Source organism: Enterobacter mori LMG 25706, assembly GCF_000211415.1.
In the GTDB taxonomy this organism is placed as follows: domain Bacteria; phylum Pseudomonadota; class Gammaproteobacteria; order Enterobacterales; family Enterobacteriaceae; genus Enterobacter; species Enterobacter mori.
On sequence record NZ_GL890781.1, the window covers coordinates 56,874 to 69,036 of the forward strand.

Consider the following 12,163-nt stretch of genomic DNA (forward strand, 5'->3'; position numbering starts at 1 on the left):
AAGGGTGGCGAGTGCCACCCTTTTTTTAACCCTCTTTCACCTGCCCCCGCGTCACCGGTACCGGCAGCCAGGCGCGAATGCTCAGCCCACCCCGTTCGCTGGTGCCAATCTCCAGCAATCCGTTATGGTTATCGATAATACGCTGCACAATCGCCAGGCCTAAACCGGTTCCGCTGGTGCTGCGCGCGCTGTCGCCACGCACAAACGGCTGGAACAGATGCTTACGCTGCTCAGGCTTAATGCCAGGGCCATCGTCTTCCACCTGGAACCAGGCGCGGTTGAGTTCAGACCCGCTGCTGACTTTAATCCAGCCATTACCGTAGCGAGCCGCGTTGACCACCATGTTCGCCACTGCACGTTTGATGGAGAGCGGATGCATGCGCACCTGGATCTCCCCCGCCTGCAGGTCGGTATCAATCTCACGCTCGTAGCCGCTTTCCGCCGCCACCACCTCGCCCAGCACCGCGTTCAGGTCAGCCATTTCCATCGGCATCTCCTGCCCGGTGCGCAGGTAATCGATGAACTGCTCGATGATGGCGTTACACTCTTCGATGTCCTTGTTGATGGACTCGGCAAGGTAACCGTCCTCTTCCCCCATCATCTCCGTCGCCAGGCGAATACGCGTCAGCGGCGTACGCAGGTCATGGCTAACCCCCGCCATCAGCAGCGTACGGTCATCCGCCAGCTGCTTCACACCTGCCGCCATATGGTTAAACGCACGCGTCACCGAACGCACTTCTGAGGCGCCATACTCGCGCAGCGGTGGAGGAATAATCCCTTTACCGACCTGCAGCGCCGCGTGCTCCAGGTCGACCAGCGGTCGGTTCTGTATACGGATAAACAGCCACGCGCCGCCTATCGCCAGCAGCATGATGGCCAGGGTGTAGCGGAACAGCGGCGAGAAGTCGCCCTGATGGATTTCGGTCAGCGGGACGCGCACCCATATGTTGGGTGAGAGCCAGGTTTTCAGCCAGACGACCGGCGAGCTTTTGTTGACCTCAACGCGCACTTCCGTTGGGCCACCCAGCTGCTGCGCCATCTGCTGGCTAAGGAATTCGTAGTGTTGCGCCCAGCGCAGGCCAGCGTCTTCCGCCGCTTCGTTGGAGTAGAGCGAAATGCCCAGTTCACGGTAGATTTCACGGCGAAACGCCGGGGGAACAACCAGCTGCGTGCCGTCCTCCAGCTGCAGCTTATCGGTCATCAGCATACGGACTTCGTAGGCAAGGACCTTATTAAACTGCTGGAGGCTCGGCAGGATCGCAAAGTTCAGCACCACCAGATAGGTCGTCACCAGGCTGACGAACAGCAGGGTGACGATCAATAACAGGGTGCGGGCAAACGAGCTTCGCGGCGAGAAGCGCATTCGCCTCATGCTTTAGAGCCGTCCGGGACAAACACGTAGCCCAGACCCCACACGGTCTGAATATAACGAGGATGCGCCGGATCTTCTTCCACCATGCGGCGCAGGCGGGAGATCTGCACGTCGATGGAGCGTTCCATTGCGGAGTATTCGCGACCGCGCGCCAGGTTCATCAGCTTGTCACGGGAGAGCGGCTCACGCGGGTGGCTGACCAGCGCTTTCAGTACCGCAAACTCGCCGCTGGTGAGCGGCATTGGCTCGTCTTCACGGAACATCTCACGGGTGCCGAGGTTCAGCTTGAACTTACCGAAGGCAATCACCGCCTCTTCCTGGGAAGGAGCGCCCGGCAGTTCGTTTGCCTGACGGCGCAGCACGGCGCGAATACGCGCCAGCAGTTCACGCGGGTTAAACGGTTTTGGAATGTAGTCGTCTGCGCCAATTTCGAGGCCCACGATACGGTCAACCTCTTCGCCCTTCGCCGTCACCATGATGATTGGCATCGGGTTGCTCTGACTGCGCAGACGGCGGCAGATGGAAAGCCCGTCTTCGCCCGGTAGCATCAGGTCAAGGACCATCAGGTGGAAAGATTCACGGGTCAGCAGACGGTCCATCTGCTCAGCGTTCGCGACGCTACGAACCTGGAAGCCCTGCTCGGTCAGATAACGCTCAAGCAGCGCGCGCAGGCGCATGTCGTCATCCACGACCAGAATTTTGTAGTTTTCTTGCATTGTGTGTACTCCCAAAGGTTCGGATAGTCTTTGTAACAGCGTATTCTAAAAAAGTGCACGTATTCGACCAGCTAATTCTGGTATAAATTCTAGTCGAAATTGTTACAAAGCATATTTAACAGCAGCTTATCTGCACATTTCATCACATAAATCATTATTAATCCTGTCTGTTACACTGTGTGGTACGTATTGTGCGCAAGACAGTAAACCGGCAGCAAAGGCTTCACCATGAAAACGCCCCTGATCACCCGCGAAGGGTACGAAAAGCTCAAAAAAGAGATGGATTACCTGTGGCGCGAAGAGCGTCCCGAGGTGACCAAAAAAGTCACCTGGGCGGCAAGCCTGGGCGATCGCAGCGAAAATGCTGACTACCAGTACAACAAAAAGCGACTGCGTGAGATCGACCGCCGGGTTCGCTACCTGACGAAGTGCCTCGAGAACCTGAAAATTGTCGATTACTCCCCGCAGCAGGAAGGCAAAGTGTTCTTCGGCGCGTGGGTTGAAATTGAAAACGATGACGGCAACACCCTGCGGTTTCGCATCGTTGGCTACGATGAAATTTTTGGTCGTAAGGATTACATCTCCATCGACTCACCCATGGCGCGCGCGCTGCTGAAAAAGGAAGTGGGCGATCTGGCCGTCGTTCAGACCCCTTCCGGTGAAGCCAGCTGGTACGTGAACGAAATCGAGTACGTTAAATAGTCCGAGAGCGCCCTCCACGGCTGGCATTTTGCCGTGTCAGCCCGTATAACTATCCCCTGATTTTTTCGACTCAACAGATGATAAAGCCATGATGAAAGATTCGCTCTGCCGCATTATTGCGGGTGATATTCAGGCCAGAGCCGAACAGGTAGAAGCTGCCGTTCGCCTGCTTGATGAAGGGAACACCGTGCCGTTTATTGCACGCTATCGTAAGGAAGTCACCGGTGGTCTGGATGACACGCAGCTGCGTAACCTGGAAACGCGTCTGGGTTATTTGCGCGAGCTGGAAGAACGTCGGCAGGCAATCCTCAAATCCATTGGCGAACAGGGCAAGCTGACCAGCGAGCTGGAAAACGCCATCAATGGCACCCTGAGCAAAACCGAACTCGAAGATCTCTATCTGCCGTATAAACCGAAGCGCCGCACGCGTGGGCAGATTGCGATTGAAGCGGGTCTTGAGCCGCTGGCCGACCTGCTGTGGAACGAGCCGTCCCACGATCCCGATACCGAAGCGGCGAAATTTATCGACGCTGACAAAGGCGTAGCGGACACCAAAGCCGCCCTCGACGGCGCGCGCTACATTCTGATGGAGCGTTTCTCTGAAGACGCCGCCCTGCTCGCTAAAGTGCGTGATTACCTGTGGAAAAACGCCCACATCGTCTCTACCGTCGTCGCGGGTAAAGAGGAAGAAGGCGCGAAATTCCGCGACTACTTCGATCACCACGAACCGATCTCAACCGCCCCTTCACACCGCGCGCTGGCGATGTTCCGCGGCCGCAACGAAGGCGTGCTCCAGCTCTCCCTCAACGCCGACCCGCAGTTTGACGAGCCGCCGAAAGAGAGCCACTGCGAGCAGATCATCACCGATCACCTCGGCCTGCGCCTGAACAACGCCCCGGCGGACAGCTGGCGTAAAGGCGTGGTGAGCTGGACCTGGCGTATTAAGGTGCTGATGCACCTCGAAACCGAGCTGATGGGCACCGTGCGCGAGCGCGCCGAAGACGAAGCCATTAACGTTTTCGCCCGCAACCTGCACGACCTGCTGATGGCCGCCCCTGCTGGCCTGCGCGCGACCATGGGTCTTGATCCGGGCCTGCGTACCGGCGTGAAGGTTGCCGTCCTTGACGGCACCGGCAAGCTTGTCGCCACCGACACTATTTACCCGCACACCGGTCAGGCAGCGAAAGCGGCCGTCGTGGTGGCGGCGCTGTGCGAGAAGTACAACGTGGAACTGGTCGCCATCGGCAACGGTACGGCCTCACGCGAAACCGAGCGTTTCTACCTCGACGTGCAGAAACAGTTCCCGAAAGTGACGGCGCAGAAAGTGATCGTCAGCGAAGCGGGCGCATCCGTCTATTCCGCGTCTGAACTGGCAGCGCTGGAGTTCCCGGACCTGGACGTTTCCCTGCGCGGTGCGGTCTCTATCGCACGCCGTTTACAGGATCCGCTGGCCGAACTCGTGAAGATCGACCCGAAATCCATCGGCGTGGGCCAGTATCAGCACGACGTGAGCCAGACGCAGCTGGCGCGCAAGCTGGATGCGGTGGTGGAAGACTGCGTAAACGCCGTAGGCGTTGACCTGAACACCGCCTCCGTTCCCCTGCTGACTCGCGTGGCGGGCTTAACCCGCATGATGGCGCAGAACATCGTCGCCTGGCGTGATGAGAACGGCCAGTTCCAGAACCGTCAGCAGTTGCTGAAGGTGAGCCGTCTGGGGCCGAAAGCCTTTGAGCAGTGCGCGGGCTTCCTGCGTATCAACCACGGCGATAACCCGCTCGATGCCTCTACCGTTCACCCGGAAGCCTACCCGGTAGTGGAGCGCATTCTGGCCGCGACCCAGCAGGCGCTGAAAGACCTGATGGGCGACAACAGCGCGCTGCGTAACCTGAAAGCATCGGATTTCACCGACGAGCAGTTTGGCGTGCCGACGGTTAGCGACATCATCAAAGAGCTGGAAAAACCGGGCCGCGATCCGCGCCCTGAGTTTAAAACCGCGACCTTTGCTGACGGCGTGGAGACCATGAACGACCTGCTGCCCGGCATGGTGCTGGAAGGTGCGGTCACCAACGTCACCAACTTTGGTGCGTTTGTGGATATCGGCGTGCATCAGGACGGTCTGGTCCATATCTCTTCCCTCGCCGACAAGTTCGTTGAAGACCCGCATACCGTGGTCAAAGCGGGCGACATCGTGAAGGTGAAAGTGCTGGAAGTGGATCTGCAGCGCAAGCGTATCGCCCTGACCATGCGTCTGGACGAGCAGCCGGGCGAAACCAACGCGCGCCGCGGCGGGAACGGCGGCGGTCGCGAACAGCAGCGTCCGGCAGCGAAGGCCGCGAAACCGCGCGGGCGTGACGCGCAGCCTGCGGGCAACAGCGCGATGATGGATGCGCTGGCAGCGGCAATGGGTAAGAAACGCTAAGCTTGTCAATGCCCGGTGGCGCTACGCTTACCGGGCCTACGGTTTTGTAGGCCGGGCAAACGCAGTGCCGCCCGGCAAGCAGAACGCAGGTAATTAAAATAAATATGGCGACTCCATATTTAAACCACTATTTATCACTCCATTAACAAATAAGCTTTTTATTCCTTCCCGGTAATTCTGCAAATATTGAGCAAGGTCAAGCAGACCGCAAATTAATACGATTAACAACATTCCGTCACAGTTTTAATATTGCTGATAAAAACTATTCTCATTATCATCATTGTGTAGATTATTTAACCTCCCGTGGAATCAGGCGCTATGCAATTCACTCCAGACAGTGCATGGAAAATTACCGGTTTTACTCGTGAAATTAGCCCCGCCTATCGGCAAAAGCTCTTGTCACTCGGCATGCTACCCGGCTCGTCATTCCAGGTAGTACGCGTGGCCCCGCTGGGCGACCCCGTTCATATCGAAACCCGACGCGTCAATCTGGTACTGCGTAAGAAAGACCTCGCCTTAATTGAAGTCGAAGCGTTATCTCAATAACAAGCCAGCGGTTCAGTGAGTCTATTACAATGAAAAAATTAACTATTGGCTTAATTGGCAATCCTAATTCCGGCAAGACAACCTTATTTAATCAGTTAACCGGTGCGCGCCAGCGCGTCGGCAACTGGGCAGGCGTGACGGTTGAACGCAAAGAAGGCCAGTTCACGACGACGGACAATCAGGTCACGCTGGTTGACCTGCCGGGCACCTATTCGCTCACCACGATTTCATCCCAAACCTCACTCGATGAGCAGATCGCCTGCCACTATATTCTGAGCGGCGATGCGGATCTGCTCATCAACGTGGTGGATGCGTCCAACCTTGAGCGCAATCTCTATCTGACGCTGCAGCTGCTTGAGCTGGGTATTCCCTGCATCGTGGCGCTTAACATGCTCGATATCGCAGAGAAGCAGAAATTGCGCATCGACGTCGATGCCCTCTCTGCCCGCCTGGGCTGCCCGGTGGTTCCGCTGGTCTCTACTCGCGGGCGCGGCATTGACGCCCTGAAGCTGGCCGTTGACCGCCACACAGGTAACGCCGACATTGAACTGGTGCACTACGCGCAGCCGCTGCTTCGTGAAGCCAGCCAGTTGGCGCAGGAGATGGACACCGCCATGCCTGCCAGACAGCGTCAATGGCTCGGCCTGCAGATGCTGGAAGGCGATATCTACAGCCGCGCCTATGCCGGTGATGCAGCAGATAAACTCGACGTGGCGCTGGCACGCCTGAGCGACGAGCTGGATGACCCGGCGCTGCACATCGCGGACGCGCGCTATCAGGCCATCGCCGCGATTTGCGACGTGGTCAGCAACGCCCTGACGGCGGAACCCAGCCGCTTTACCGCCGCCGTAGATAAGATTGTGCTCAACCGCTTCCTCGGTTTGCCCATCTTCCTGCTGGTGATGTACCTGATGTTCCTGCTTGCCATTAACATCGGCGGCGCGCTCCAGCCTGTCTTTGACGCCGGTTCCGTCGCGATATTCGTGCACGGTATCCAGTGGCTGGGCTACACCCTGCACTTCCCGGAATGGCTGACCATCTTCCTCGCCCAGGGGATTGGCGGCGGTATCAACACCGTGCTGCCGCTGGTGCCGCAGATCGGCATGATGTACCTGTTCCTCTCCTTCCTCGAAGACTCCGGCTATATGGCTCGCGCGGCGTTCGTAATGGATCGCCTGATGCAGGCGCTGGGGCTGCCGGGTAAATCCTTCGTGCCGCTGATCGTTGGCTTCGGCTGCAACGTGCCGTCGGTGATGGGTGCACGTACGCTTGATGCACCGCGCGAGCGGCTGATGACCATCATGATGGCGCCATTTATGTCCTGCGGCGCGCGCCTGGCCATCTTTGCGGTTTTTGCCGCCGCTTTCTTTGGTCAGCAGGGCGCGCTGGCGGTCTTCTCGCTGTACGTGCTCGGCATCGTGATGGCAATCCTGACCGGTCTGATGCTGAAGCACACCATTATGCGCGGTGAAGCGTCACCGTTCGTGATGGAGCTGCCGGTTTACCACGTACCGCATCTGAAGAGCCTGGCAATCCAGACCTGGCAGCGCCTGAAAGGCTTCGTGCTGCGCGCCGGTAAAGTGATTGTCATCGTCAGTATCTTCCTGAGCGCGCTGAACAGCTTCACGTTGAGCGGTCAGGCGGCAGATAACATCAACGACTCTGCCCTCGCCTCCGTCAGCCGCGTCATCACGCCGGTCTTCAAACCGATTGGCGTGCAGGAGGATAACTGGCAGGCGACCGTTGGCCTGTTCACCGGCGCAATGGCGAAAGAGGTGGTTGTCGGGACGCTGAACACGCTCTACACCGCAGAGAACATTCAGGAGCAAGAGTTCAATCCGGCAGAGTTTCACCTCGGCGACGAACTGCTGGGTGCCGTTGAGGAAACCTGGCAGAGCCTGAAAGACACCTTCAGCCTGAGCGTGCTGGCGAACCCGATTGAGGCCAGCAAAGGCGACGGCGAAATGGCGACCGGCGCCATGGGCGTGATGAGCGAGAAATTCGGCAGTGCGTCAGCGGCCTACAGCTACCTCATCTTCGTGTTGCTGTACATTCCGTGCATCTCGGTAATGGGGGCGATTGCCCGTGAGTCCAGCCGCGGCTGGATGGGCTTCTCCATTCTGTGGGGGTTGAATATCGCTTACTCCCTGGCGACGGTGTTCTATCAGACCGTTAACTTCAGCCAGCACCCGCGTTACAGTCTGGTCTGCATCCTGGCGGTGATCCTGTTTAACGTGATGGTAATGGGCCTGCTACGCCGGGCGCGGAGCCGCGTTGATGTCAACCTGCTGGCGACGCGTAAAACGCCGACCTCCTGCTGCAACAGCCCGGCTGGCGACTGTCACTAAGGGGCAAACAGATGGCATCGTTGATTCAGGTTCGTGATTTACTGGCGTTACAGGGGCGCATGGAGGCAAAGCAGCTGAGCCTCAGCCTGCATACGCCCCAGCCGATGATCGATGCCATGCTGGAAAGACTCGAAGCGATGGGAAAAGCCGTGCGCATTCAGGAAGAGCCGGACGGTTGTTTGTCCGGCAGCTGTAAACGTTGCCCGGAAGGGAAAGCCTGCCTCAGGGAGTGGTGGGCACTGCGCGAATAAAGCCGGACAGCGCCGAACAAAACTCGCCAGGGTGCGAGATAAACGGCGCGTGTGCCGCTTTAGCGACCACCAACGATTGGCTCTCCGGCCACAGGTCATCCAGCAGCGGAACCACCTTGCGCGGCACCAGCCCGTCCAGATAACCATAAATACGCAGATGCGGGACCGCCAGCGACGCCAGCGGTTCACGCAGATCGACCGTTTTCAGGATCTCAAGCCCCCCGTTAAGCACCTCAACGTCAGGCATCGGCAGCGAGAGCACGGTCTGTTTCAGCGTGCGCGCATCCTGACGCGCGGTTTCTGTTCCCATTGTCTGCAGCGCGAGAAAACGTTCCACCGTCCGCTGGAAGTCTTCGCTTAGCTGCTGCTGGAAGCCAGCCAGTACTTCAGGCTTGATACCCGGCCACGCATCCTGCGCGCTAAAACACGGGGACGAGGCCACAGTAACCAGCGCGCTCACGCGCCCGGGGTTATCCAGCGCAATTTTGCTTGCCACCAGCCCACCCAGGCTCCAGCCCAGCCAGACGGCGTTTTGCGGCGCGGCATCCAAAACCTGCTGCGCCATCTCATCAAGCGACATCGCGCCAAAGCCGCGGCTGCGGCCATAGCCCGGCAAATCCACCAGCTGCAGCGTAAATTGCGAGGCGAGTTCCTCACTTACGCAACGCCACACTTCCGCATTCAGTCCCCATCCGTGCAGCAGCACAAGATGACAATTTCCCGTCCCGACGGTCCGCCACCACAGCGTCTTCATCAGCTATCGTTCTCTTTTTTTACATGGAGGTTACCTATGCTAACAGTGCCCGGCTTGTGCTGGCTATGCCGAATGCCGCTTGCGCTCAGCGCGTGGGGGATATGTTCCGTCTGTACCCGCTCGCTGGAAGGACGAATCGCCGGGTGTCCGCAGTGTGGGTTACCGGCGGTCAGCCTGGCGCTCCCCTGCGGTCGCTGCCTGAAAAAAGCGCCGCCGTGGCAAGCGCTTGTGGCGGTGGATAATTATGTTCCGCCGCTCAGTTCGCTTATCCACGCGCTGAAGTTTTCCCACCAAAGCGTACTGGCGACACCCCTTGCCCGCTTGCTGCTTCTCGCCGTGTTGCAGGCACGGCGAACGCGCGCGCTGCCGCGGGTCGACATGCTGATGAATGTCCCCCTGCACCACCGCCGCCACTGGCGGCGCGGGTATAACCAAAGCGACCTGCTCTGTCGTCCGCTCGCCCGCTGGCTCGGATGCCGTTACGCTGCCTCAGCGCTCAGGCGCGTGCAGGCAACCGCAATACAGCATCAGCTCAGCGCGCGGCTTCGCAAAAGGAACCTGAAAAATGCCTTCCGCCTTGAATTGCCGGTTCACGGCCTCCATATCGCGCTTGTGGATGATGTCGTCACCACGGGCAGTACCGTTGCTGAACTTTCCCGACTGCTTTTGCAAAGCGGCGCCGCGTCGGTTCAGGTATGGTGTCTGTGCCGTACCTTGTAGCCCTTCTTCAATGGGCGTATGATTATACCCAGGTAATTTAGTCAACTATTAGGCCAAAGCTATGATCCGTATTTCCGATTCTGCACAAGCGCACTTTGCCAAATTGCTGGCAAATCAGGAAGAAGGGACGCAGATCCGCGTGTTTGTGATCAATCCAGGCACACCGAATGCAGAATGTGGTGTCTCGTATTGTCCTCCGGACGCTGTGGAAGCAACTGACACCGCCCTTAAATTTGAACAGCTCACCGCGTACGTCGATGAACTGAGCGCGCCGTATCTTGACGATGCGGAAATCGACTTTGTCACCGACCAGCTGGGCTCTCAGCTGACCCTGAAAGCACCGAACGCGAAAATGCGTAAAGTGTCTGACGATGCCCCGCTGATGGAGCGCGTTGAGTATCTGCTGCAATCGCAGATCAACCCACAGCTGGCAGGACACGGTGGCCGTGTAACCCTGATGGAAATCACGGAAGACGGTCTGGCGATCCTGCAGTTCGGCGGCGGCTGTAACGGCTGTTCTATGGTCGATGTGACCCTGAAGGAAGGGATCGAGAAGCAGCTGCTGAACGAATTCCCGGAACTGAAAGGCGTGCGCGATCTGACCGAGCACCAGCGCGGCGAGCACTCTTACTACTAATTCAGTACCCGTCTGTCTTGCCCGGTGGCGCTGCGCTTACCGGGCCTACAAAACAGTTACAGCATCCAAATCGTAGGCCGGGTAAGGCGAAGCCGCCACCCGGCTTTTGTTTTCCCCCCTCTATATGTTGACCTGCATCTCATAATTTAAATTTTACCTGCCTGGGTGATTCTCAATCACATCATGTTACCCGTATCATTCTCGTGGGCACTCAGCACCCTTATAACAGCCGACTAAACTTAATGGTTTCGCAGGCATCAGTATGAGTGCCGTTAACGCTCTGTTCCCAGTTGGGACAATCGGAATTTGTCGTTGAAACAATGACGTTACCCATAACAATTCAAAGGCCAGGTAAATCATGCCATTAGTCATCGTTGCTATCGGTGTTGTGTTATTACTGCTCTTGATGATCCGTTTCAAAATGAACGGATTTATCGCTTTGGTTCTGGTGGCACTTGCAGTCGGTCTGATGCAAGGGATGCCGCTGGTGAAAGTCATCAGCTCGATTAAAGCCGGTGTCGGCGGTACGCTCGGCAGCCTGGCGTTGATCATGGGCTTCGGCGCCATGCTCGGCAAAATGCTGGCGGACTGCGGGGGGGCGCAGCGTATCGCCACCACGCTGATCGCCAAATTTGGTAAGAAGAATATCCAGTGGGCGGTGGTGTTAACCGGTTTTACCGTCGGTTTCGCGCTGTTCTATGAAGTGGGCTTCGTGCTGATGCTGCCGCTAGTGTTCACCATCGCGGCTGCGGCAAATATCCCGCTGCTGTATGTCGGTGTGCCAATGGCTGCGGCGCTGTCCGTGACCCACGGCTTCCTGCCGCCGCACCCGGGTCCAACCGCTATCGCCACCATTTTCCACGCAGATATGGGTAAAACCCTGCTGTTCGGTACGATTCTGGCAATCCCAACCGTGATTCTGGCGGGCCCGGTTTATGCGCGCTTCCTGAAAGGCATTGATAAGCCGATTCCTGAAGGTCTGTACAGCGCCAAAACCTTTACCGAAGAAGAGATGCCTGGCTTTGGCGTCAGCGTCTGGACTTCTCTGGTACCGGTGATCCTGATGGCGATGCGTGCCGTGGCGGAGATGGTCCTGCCAAAAGGTCATGCGTTCCTGGCGGTAGCGGAATTCCTGGGTGACCCGGTGATGGCAACGCTGATTGCGGTGCTGATCGCGATGTTCACCTTCGGTCTGAACCGCGGTCGTTCAATGGATCAGATCAACGACACGCTGACCTCTTCCATCAAAATCATTGCCATGATGCTCCTGATCATCGGCGGTGGCGGTGCGTTTAAGCAGGCTCTGGTCGCCAGCGGCGTGGACAAATACATCGCTGCCATGATGCATGAAACCAACGTGTCGCCGCTCCTGATGGCCTGGTCTATCGCTGCCGTGCTGCGTATTGCGCTGGGTTCTGCGACCGTTGCGGCGATCACCGCAGGCGGTATCGTTGCCCCGCTGATTGCGACCACGGGCGTAAGCCCTGAGCTGATGGTTATCGCGGTCGGTTCCGGTAGCGTGATTTTCTCTCACGTGAACGATCCGGGCTTCTGGCTGTTCAAGGAGTACTTCAACCTGACTATCGGTGAAACCATCAAGTCCTGGTCCGCGCTGGAAACCATTATTTCGGTGTGCGGTCTGGTCGGGGTGCTGCTGTTGAATATGGTGGTTTGACCCCTCACCCTAACCCTCTCCCC

At 57.9% G+C, this 12,163-nt stretch carries 11 protein-coding genes; 8 read left to right on the plus strand and 3 right to left on the minus strand.

Going from position 1 to position 12,163, the window contains the following annotated elements:
* Positions 1 to 25: 25 nt before the first annotated feature.
* Both envZ and ompR read right to left on the minus strand, forming a co-directional pair.
* The gene (gene envZ / locus ENTMO_RS0122250) at positions 26 to 1,372 is read right to left on the minus strand and encodes a two-component system sensor histidine kinase EnvZ (protein ID WP_010436407.1); all 1,347 of its coding nucleotides are present in this window, start codon (positions 1,370 to 1,372) and stop codon (positions 26 to 28) included.
* On the minus strand, positions 1,369 to 2,088 hold the full coding sequence (gene ompR, locus ENTMO_RS0122255) for an osmolarity response regulator transcription factor OmpR (protein WP_001157751.1): 720 nt from the start codon (positions 2,086 to 2,088) through the stop codon (positions 1,369 to 1,371). Before ompR ends, envZ begins: the two co-directional genes overlap by 4 nt.
* Before the next feature lie 228 nt (positions 2,089 to 2,316).
* Between ompR and greB the strand changes: the two genes are divergently transcribed.
* The 5 genes from greB (at position 2,317) to feoC (ending at position 8,354) form a co-directional block, all read left to right on the plus strand.
* On the plus strand, positions 2,317 to 2,790 hold the full coding sequence (gene greB, locus ENTMO_RS0122260) for a transcription elongation factor GreB (RefSeq protein ID WP_010436410.1): 474 nt from the start codon (positions 2,317 to 2,319) through the stop codon (positions 2,788 to 2,790).
* 88 nt (positions 2,791 to 2,878) lie between these two features.
* Entirely contained in the window at positions 2,879 to 5,209 is a 2,331-nt protein-coding gene (locus ENTMO_RS0122265) for a Tex family protein (RefSeq protein WP_010436414.1), read from the plus strand.
* 318 nt (positions 5,210 to 5,527) lie between these two features.
* Positions 5,528 to 5,755 carry a ferrous iron transporter A gene (gene feoA, locus ENTMO_RS0122270; protein ID WP_010436417.1) on the plus strand — a complete coding sequence of 76 codons (228 nt, stop codon included), beginning with the start codon at positions 5,528 to 5,530 and terminating at the stop codon, positions 5,753 to 5,755.
* A gap of 29 nt (positions 5,756 to 5,784) precedes the next feature.
* A complete protein-coding gene (gene feoB / locus ENTMO_RS0122275) occupies positions 5,785 to 8,103 on the plus strand; it encodes a Fe(2+) transporter permease subunit FeoB (RefSeq protein ID WP_010436419.1) in 2,319 nt (772 codons plus the stop codon).
* Between the two features lie 11 nt (positions 8,104 to 8,114).
* A complete protein-coding gene (feoC, locus tag ENTMO_RS0122280) occupies positions 8,115 to 8,354 on the plus strand; it encodes a [Fe-S]-dependent transcriptional repressor FeoC (RefSeq protein ID WP_010436421.1) in 240 nt (79 codons plus the stop codon).
* Here feoC and bioH read toward each other — a convergent pair.
* Positions 8,326 to 9,108: a pimeloyl-ACP methyl ester esterase BioH gene (gene bioH / locus ENTMO_RS0122285; protein ID WP_010436422.1), complete on the minus strand. Its 783-nt coding sequence runs from the start codon at positions 9,106 to 9,108 to the stop codon at positions 8,326 to 8,328. The genes feoC and bioH overlap by 29 nt on opposite strands.
* A 36-nt stretch (positions 9,109 to 9,144) precedes the next feature.
* Between bioH and gntX the strand changes: the two genes are divergently transcribed.
* The 3 genes from gntX (at position 9,145) to gntT (ending at position 12,140) form a co-directional block, all read left to right on the plus strand.
* Entirely contained in the window at positions 9,145 to 9,828 is a 684-nt protein-coding gene (gene gntX / locus ENTMO_RS0122290; RefSeq protein ID WP_010436424.1) for a DNA utilization protein GntX, read from the plus strand.
* A 61-nt stretch (positions 9,829 to 9,889) separates the two neighbouring features.
* A complete protein-coding gene (nfuA, locus tag ENTMO_RS0122295) occupies positions 9,890 to 10,465 on the plus strand; it encodes a Fe-S biogenesis protein NfuA (protein WP_010436427.1) in 576 nt (191 codons plus the stop codon).
* A 358-nt stretch (positions 10,466 to 10,823) separates the two neighbouring features.
* Complete coding sequence (gene gntT / locus ENTMO_RS0122300) at positions 10,824 to 12,140, plus strand: gluconate transporter (RefSeq protein ID WP_010436429.1); 1,317 nt, start codon at positions 10,824 to 10,826, stop codon at positions 12,138 to 12,140.
* Positions 12,141 to 12,163: the final 23 nt, after the last annotated feature.

Excerpts from the sequence above, each read along its gene's own strand:
- envZ (WP_010436407.1), bottom strand. The coding sequence starts at position 1,372 with ATGAGGCGAATGCGCTTCTCGCCGCGAAGCTCGTTTGCCCGCACCCTG.
- ompR (WP_001157751.1), bottom strand. The coding sequence starts at position 2,088 with ATGCAAGAAAACTACAAAATTCTGGTCGTGGATGACGACATGCGCCTG.
- greB (WP_010436410.1), top strand. The coding sequence starts at position 2,317 with ATGAAAACGCCCCTGATCACCCGCGAAGGGTACGAAAAGCTCAAAAAA.
- ENTMO_RS0122265 (WP_010436414.1), top strand. The coding sequence starts at position 2,879 with ATGATGAAAGATTCGCTCTGCCGCATTATTGCGGGTGATATTCAGGCC.
- feoA (WP_010436417.1), top strand. The coding sequence starts at position 5,528 with ATGCAATTCACTCCAGACAGTGCATGGAAAATTACCGGTTTTACTCGT.
- feoB (WP_010436419.1), top strand. The coding sequence starts at position 5,785 with ATGAAAAAATTAACTATTGGCTTAATTGGCAATCCTAATTCCGGCAAG.
- feoC (WP_010436421.1), top strand. The coding sequence starts at position 8,115 with ATGGCATCGTTGATTCAGGTTCGTGATTTACTGGCGTTACAGGGGCGC.
- bioH (WP_010436422.1), bottom strand. The coding sequence starts at position 9,108 with ATGAAGACGCTGTGGTGGCGGACCGTCGGGACGGGAAATTGTCATCTT.
- gntX (WP_010436424.1), top strand. The coding sequence starts at position 9,145 with ATGCTAACAGTGCCCGGCTTGTGCTGGCTATGCCGAATGCCGCTTGCG.
- nfuA (WP_010436427.1), top strand. The coding sequence starts at position 9,890 with ATGATCCGTATTTCCGATTCTGCACAAGCGCACTTTGCCAAATTGCTG.
- gntT (WP_010436429.1), top strand. The coding sequence starts at position 10,824 with ATGCCATTAGTCATCGTTGCTATCGGTGTTGTGTTATTACTGCTCTTG.